The sequence below is a fragment of the Janibacter sp. CFPM2_SD2 genome (assembly GCF_057364645.1).
On record NZ_JBNFOF010000204.1, the window covers coordinates 1 to 5,646 of the forward strand.

5 protein-coding genes and 2 pseudogenes are annotated in these 5,646 nt (G+C 71.0%); 1 reads left to right on the plus strand and 6 read right to left on the minus strand.

Features of this window, described 5'->3' with window-relative positions:
- Positions 1-435, plus strand: a pseudogene (locus tag AC2W7J_RS15295) (LLM class flavin-dependent oxidoreductase); the annotation flags it as partial.
- Positions 436-654: 219 nt separating this feature from the next.
- On the opposite strand, the gene ahcY reads toward AC2W7J_RS15295, so the two are convergent.
- The 6 genes and pseudogenes from ahcY to AC2W7J_RS15325 all read right to left on the minus strand — a co-directional run.
- Positions 655-2,100 (minus strand): adenosylhomocysteinase, encoded by a 1,446-nt coding sequence (gene ahcY / locus AC2W7J_RS15300; protein WP_255184014.1) that lies wholly within the window; start codon positions 2,098-2,100, stop codon positions 655-657.
- A gap of 197 nt (positions 2,101-2,297) precedes the next feature.
- Positions 2,298-2,462 carry an N-acetyltransferase gene (locus AC2W7J_RS15305; RefSeq protein ID WP_485983450.1) on the minus strand — a complete coding sequence of 55 codons (165 nt, stop codon included), beginning with the start codon at positions 2,460-2,462 and terminating at the stop codon, positions 2,298-2,300.
- Between the two features lie 17 nt (positions 2,463-2,479).
- A pseudogene (locus tag AC2W7J_RS15310) lies at positions 2,480-2,809 on the minus strand (GNAT family N-acetyltransferase); the annotation flags it as partial.
- On the minus strand, positions 2,809-3,771 hold the full coding sequence (locus AC2W7J_RS15315; protein WP_485983444.1) for a DUF808 domain-containing protein: 963 nt from the start codon (positions 3,769-3,771) through the stop codon (positions 2,809-2,811). The gene AC2W7J_RS15315 and the pseudogene AC2W7J_RS15310, both read right to left, overlap by 1 nt.
- 70 nt (positions 3,772-3,841) lie before the next feature.
- Positions 3,842-4,825, minus strand: coding sequence for an FAD-dependent oxidoreductase (locus AC2W7J_RS15320; protein ID WP_485983448.1), 984 nt, complete (start codon positions 4,823-4,825; stop codon positions 3,842-3,844).
- 436 nt (positions 4,826-5,261) lie between these two features.
- The coding region (locus tag AC2W7J_RS15325; protein ID WP_485983446.1) for an SIS domain-containing protein at positions 5,262-5,646 on the minus strand (385 nt) is incomplete at its 5' end.

The window sequence follows — 5,646 nt, forward strand, 5'->3', positions numbered from 1 at the left end:
CCGGTGGTCGTCGGTGGCCCCCTCCCTGCGCGGCGACCTCGGTCCCCTCCGAGGACTACCGCGCGGGCTTCCGCCCCGCAGCGCCCCGGCGACGCCCCCGAGCGTGCTCGTCAGCGTCGACGCCTCGTCGCCGACACCCGCGAGCGGGCCCGCGAGCTGGCGATGCCGGAGGCCTGGGCCATGGTGGAGTCACGGACGACAGGTGCCTTCCCTCCCCTTCGTCCCGAGCCGGCGATGCGCCTCACCGCCCGCCAGCAGGCCCGGGTCGAGGAGCACCTCGCCGCCACGGTCCACGGCACGAGCGAGGACGTCGCCGAGCAGCTCACCGGCCTCGTCGAGCGCACCGGCGCGGACGAGCTCGTCGTCTTCGCCTCCACCCACGACCGCGCCGCCCTCGCCGACAGCGACGCCGCCCTCGCCTCCCTCCACCCCTGAGCGGCCGGGGGCTTCGAGGCTCCTGCGTCGCACCTCAGCCACCGGGGAAGCGTCGGGGACGCAGCGAGGTCCGGAGACCATGGCGGCGCGACTCAAGGAGAAGCCCGGATCCAGCACCTCTCAGGACGAGCGAGTGCAAGGGTCCGGGCTTTTCCCCAGCGCCGCCGTGGTCCTCCGGACCGCGCGACGACAGGCGAGCGGTGGGCTCACCGCGAAGGGTCAGTAGCGGTAGTGCTCCGGCTTGTACGGCCCGGCGACGTCGACGCCGAGGTACTCGGCCTGGCCCTTGGTCAGCTCGGTCAGCTCGACGCCGAGGGCGTCGAGGTGGAGGCGGGCGACCTTCTCGTCGAGGTGCTTGGGCAGCGTGGTGACCGTCGGCTTGCCGTCGTCGTCGACGTAGTCCTCGGCCTTGTCGAAGAGCTCGATCTGGGCGATCGTCTGGTTCGCGAAGGAGTTCGACATGACGAAGCTCGGGTGGCCGGTGGCGTTGCCGAGGTTCATCAGGCGGCCCTCGGACAGCACGATGATCGAGTGACCGTCGGCGAAGGTCCACTCGTGGACCTGCGGCTTGATCTCGGTCTTGGTGATGCCCTCGGTGCGGGCGAGGCCGGCCATGTCGATCTCGTTGTCGAAGTGACCGATGTTGGACACGATCGCCTTGTTCTTCATCGACGACATGTGCTCGGCGGTGATGACGTCGTAGCAGCCGGTCGTCGTGACGAAGATGTCGCCGTAGGTCGCGGCCTTGTCCATCGTCGTGACCTCGAAGCCCTCCATCGCGGCCTGCAGCGCGCAGATGGGGTCGACCTCGGTGACGACGACGCGGGCTCCCTGGCCGGCGAGCGCGCTGGCGACGCCCTTGCCGACGTCGCCGTAGCCCGCGACGACGGCGACCTTGCCGCCGACGAGCACGTCGGTGGCGCGGTTGAGGCCGTCGAGGACGGAGTGGCGGGTGCCGTACTTGTTGTCGAACTTGCTCTTGGTGACCGCGTCGTTGACGTTGATCGCCGGGAAGAGCAGCTCGCCGGCCTCGGCGAGCTGGTAGAGGCGGTGCACGCCGGTCGTGGTCTCCTCGGTGACGCCCTTGATGCCGGCGGCGACCGTGGTCCACTTCTGCGGGTCGGTCTCGAGGGTGCGACGCACGAGTGCCTTGAAGACGCCGAACTCCTCGGAGTCCTCGTCGGTCGTGGGCGGCACCTGACCGGCGGCCTCCCACTCCTTGCCCTTGTGGACGAGCATCGTGGCGTCGCCACCGTCGTCGAGGATCATGTTGGGCCCGCCGTCGGCCCAGGTGAGGATCTGCTCGGTGCAGTCCCAGTACTCCTCGAGGCTCTCGCCCTTCCACGCGAAGACCGGGACACCCTTCGGGTCCTCGGGGGTGCCGGCGCCGACGACGATCGCCGCGGCGGCCTCGTCCTGCGTCGAGTAGATGTTGCAGCTGGCCCAGCGGACCTCGGCGCCCAGCGCGGTGAGGGTCTCGATCAGGACGGCGGTCTGCACGGTCATGTGCAGCGAGCCGGCGATGCGCGCGCCCTTGAGCGGCTGCGACTCACCGAACTCCTCGCGCAGGCTCATCAGGCCGGGCATCTCGTGCTCGGCGAGGCGGATCTGGTGACGGCCGGCCTCGGCGAGGCCCAGGTCGGCGACCTTGTAGTCGAAGGACATGCGTACTCCTGTGACAGGTGTGGGATCGGACCCGGCGCGACCCTTCTGGGTCTGTCGCGGGGTATCACCCACGCCGGCACCCGCCAGTGTAGGCGGCGTGACCGTCGACGACGCCCGGGGCGAGCCGAGCGGGGTGGGTCAAGAAAGAATCGCCCGCATCTCCGGGCGCTTCTTCTTCGACCCATCGCCCACGCCGCTCAGACCCCTCGAACCATGCGCAGGTCGTCGGCCCCGACCGTGTCGTCGTGCTGCGTCACGCCGTCCGGCGCGAAGCCCACCTTGCGGTAGAAGGAGATGGCCCGCTCGTTGCCCACGAGGACCCACAGGTGAGCGGCCTGCGCGTCCGGGAGGGCCGCTGCCACGAGCACTGGGCGACGCCTCGTCCGTGGTGCTCCGCAGCGACGTAGAGGGACCACAGCTCGACGGGTGTGGGGGGCGACGCATCACGTGGGAGCCCGACGGTGGCCCAGCCGATCGGCGCACCTGCCCGGTCGTGCGCGACCAGGGTCCGGCCCCCTTCGCGCGAGACGCCCGACTCCTCGTGGGCCTGGGCCCGCTCCTGCCACCGGTGCACGTTGCTCGCGTCGTCCCGCGCGGCAAGGACCGCAGCGGGCAGCAGACCCGCGTAGGTGGAGCGCCACAGGGCGTTGTGCAGCCGGCCGAGGACGGCGGCATCGTCGAGCACGAGGGGAGCGATGGTGGTGACCATCAGTGGGCCCCGGCGCCCTCCCCTTCGTCCTTGCCGAAGGGGAGCACGTGCATGACCGCGACGACGATCGCGCCGACGACCAGGCCGAGGATCGCGGAGGCGACGGTGTTGGTCAGCCAGCCGAGGACGCCGCCCAGGGCGCCGGTCGCGTGGTGGACCTGCTCCTCGAGGTGGTGGACGAACTCGTAGGGCTGCGGCAGCCAGCCGGTCTCCTCGAGGCCGACGAGGATGATGTGGCCACCGACCCAGAGCATCGCGGCGACGCCGACGACGGACAGCACGGTGAGCAGCTTGGGCATGCCGGTGACCAGGCCCTGGCCGATGGTCTGCGACAGGCCGGACTCGCGCTTCGACAGGGCCAGGCCGATGTCGTCCATCTTCACGATGAGGCCGACCGTCCCGTAGACGACGAGCGTGATGACGATGGCGACGACGACCATCACCGCGAGCAGGTACCAGAAGGAGTCGTCGAGTCCCTCGTCGAGCACGGCCTTGAGCGAGATGACCATGATCTCGGCGGAGAGGATGAAGTCGGTCGTCACCGCGCCCTTGACGATCGCGTCCTCGTCGCCGACCTGCTCCTCGTCACCGGCGTGGTGGCCGTGCCCAGACACCTTCTCCCAGATCTTCTCGGCTCCCTCGAAGCACAGGTAGGTGCCGCCGAGCATGAGCAGCGGCGACAGCGCCCACGGTAGGAAGGCGTTGAGCAGCAGGATCGCCGGGACGATGAAGAGGAGCTTGTTGCGCAGCGACCCGATGGTGATCCGCTTGATGATCGGGAGCTCACGCTTGGGGTCGAGTCCCTCGACGTAGCGCGGGGTCACGGCAGTGTCGTCGACGACGACTCCTGCCGCCTTGACGCTCGCGCGCCCGGAGGCGGCCGCGACGTCGTCGATCGAGGCCGCCGCTGCGCGGGCGAGCACGGAGATGTCGTCGAGGAGCGCGAAGAGGCCGCCGCTCATCGCAGGGGCCCGGTGGTTTCGTGGGTCGTCAGCACGGGGACAGCGTATGGGAGCAGGGCGGCCCGTGCCCTCAGGCGAGCGGCGGCGACTCGACGTGGTCCTCGCTCGGGTTGAGGTCGAGGCCGAGCAGGGCATTTTCGACGACCTCGGTCAGCGCCGGGTGGATCCAGTACTGGCCGCGGACCATCTCGGCGATCGGCTGGTCGAAGGCCATCATCTGGATGAGCGGCTGGACGAGGGTGGATGCCTGGGGCCCGAGGAGGTGGCCCCCGACGAGGCGACCGGTGGCGCGGTCGGCGATGACCTTGCAGATGCTGCTCGTGTCCTCCATGGCCCAGCCGTAGGCGGTGTCGCCGTACTGCTGCACCTTGACGCGGACGTCGAGCCCCTGCTCGCGGGCCTCCTCCTCGGTGAGGCCGACGGAGGCGATCTGCGGGTGGGTGAAGACCGCGGCCGGCACCGCCGTGTGGGTGAAGGACTGCAGGTCGTCGGGGTGGGCGAGGTTGTGGGCGACGATGCGCGCCTCGTGGTTGGCGACGTGCTTGAGCTGGAAGGGGGAGCTGGCGTCCCCGAGGGACCACACCCCGTCGGCGGTGGTGCGGCCGTGCTCGTCGACGACGACGCGGTCGTCGTCGTGCACCTGCACGCCGGCGAGGGCGAGGCCCATGTCCTGGGTGCTGGGTCGGCGGCCGGTCGCGACGAGCACGACGTCGGTCTCCACGGTCGACCCGTCGGTGAGGGTGGCCGTGATGCCGGTGTCGCCGCGATGCAGGTCGGTGACCTGCGTGCCGAGCCGCACGTCCCACTGCTCGGTGGCGGCCGTGGTGAAGGCGGCCGAGATGTCGTCGTCGAGGTGGCGCAGGAGCCGGTCGCCGCGGGCGGTGACGACGACCTGCGTGCCGAAGGCCGAGAAGACGTGCGCCATCTCCATGGCGATGTAGCCACCGCCGACGACGAGCATCCGCTCCGGCTGCTCGTCGAGCCGCATGACGGTGTCGGAGGTGTGCAGCGTGATGCCCTCGCGCTGTGCCGCGACCGCGAGGTCGTCGGGGATGACGGCGTGCGACCCGGTGGCGACGACGACCTGCCGGCCCGCACCCGCTCGGTGCCGCCGTCGAGCAGGTCGACCTCGAGCTCGCGCGGCCCGGTGAAGCGGGCCCGTCCACGCAGCAGGTGCACCCCCTCGCCGTCGCGCCGGTAGGCCTCGCCGGCGGCGGAGATCGGGTCGATCCGGCCGAAGACGCGGTCACGCACGTCGGTGAAGCGCACCCGCTCGAGCGTGGCGTCAACACCGAGCCGGCCCCCTTCGCGCACGGAGGTGGCCACCTCGGCGACGTGGACGTACATCTTCGTCGGGATGCACCCGACGTTGAGGCACGTGCCGCCGAAGACGGCACCCCCTTCGATCATCGCGAAGGTGCGGTCCGACAGGTCGTCGGTGAGCAGGCTGTTGCCGGATCCGCTGCCGATGACAGCGATGTCGACGTCGATCACTCTGGGGCCTTCCTGGGCAGGTGGAGGTCGGAGATGCCGGGGACGGTCGCGGGGTCGAGCCCGTGGCCGATGGCGAGGTAGGTCGCGGCGAAGTCGGTGAGCGCGACGAGCTCGGCGAGGCGCTCGAGGGGGTGCCCGGGCGAGGCCGTGTGCTCGAGGAGCCGCACGCCGGTGGCCTCGGCGTGGTCGGCGACCGACTGCGCGGTGTTGTGCCGCTCGAGCTCTGCCGGGTCGTCGCCGACCTCCGGCACGGGGTCGCGCAGCAGGAGCAGCCCGAGCTGAGGACCAGCCGGGCCGTCGAGGTAGGGGTCGGCGAAGACGTCGCGCTCGCCGTCGGCGGTCCGCGCCCCGGCCAGGGGCCGGAGAGGCAGGCGACGAGCC

Excerpts from the sequence above, each read along its gene's own strand:
- ahcY (WP_255184014.1), bottom strand. The coding sequence starts at position 2,100 with ATGTCCTTCGACTACAAGGTCGCCGACCTGGGCCTCGCCGAGGCCGGC.
- AC2W7J_RS15315 (WP_485983444.1), bottom strand. The coding sequence starts at position 3,771 with ATGAGCGGCGGCCTCTTCGCGCTCCTCGACGACATCTCCGTGCTCGCC.